This is a genomic window from Neisseria sp. HMSC070F02 (assembly GCF_001814225.1).
GTDB classification, from domain to species: Bacteria; Pseudomonadota; Gammaproteobacteria; order Burkholderiales; family Neisseriaceae; genus Neisseria; species Neisseria meningitidis.
In genome coordinates, this window is sequence record NZ_KV815442.1 from 1 (window position 1) to 568 (window position 568).

At 31.2% G+C, this 568-nt stretch carries 1 protein-coding gene; it reads right to left on the reverse strand.

The window, feature by feature from the left end; genetic code table 11:
* Window positions 1–176: 176 nt before the first annotated feature.
* Complete coding sequence (locus HMPREF2959_RS06615) at window positions 177–566, reverse strand: hypothetical protein (RefSeq protein ID WP_002243897.1); 390 nt, start codon at window positions 564–566, stop codon at window positions 177–179.
* Between the last annotated feature and the right edge of the window lie 2 nt (window positions 567–568).

Below are 568 nucleotides of genomic sequence, written 5' to 3' on the forward strand. Positions count from 1 at the left end.
TTCTTTTGAAATGTTTAGACGAGAAGCTACTATGTCTGCATATTGTTCTGCTAATTTATATTCACTCGAATGCAACTGCCGATTATTCCAATCTGCATTCGCACCAGTAAAAGCCCCAGCATTGCCGCCTGTGGCATAACCAATCGCTAAACTGCCAACGGTATCCACAACAGGTTTCAGGCTGCCTGAATTTCTCTAATAAATGAGACACTTATTCTATCAACCGTTAATGTAACCAAACAATTATCAAGATAAGGGTAGTTTATTAAATACTCATCTTCTTCAAATTGTATATTTTGTAGGGTTAGATGATTATTTTTTAATTCTGCCGTTATTTCATACTTGAAACTATCATCTATTTTTCTAAATTCAATATTTGAAGTTGATTTATCCAGTATGTAATCATTAAAGATTTCATAGGATAATTCCACTTCATAAAATTGATTTTCAAATATTTTGAATGGGCAGTACGATATAAAACAATGTAGTTCATAACCATTTATTTCAATCAATACTGCCTCTTCAATGGTGTTATCTAACTTTTTGATTTTACATTTATATAACATTT

Coding starts and splice junctions, on each gene's coding strand:
- HMPREF2959_RS06615 (WP_002243897.1), bottom strand. CDS start 566: ATGTTATATAAATGTAAAATCAAAAAGTTAGATAACACCATTGAAGAG.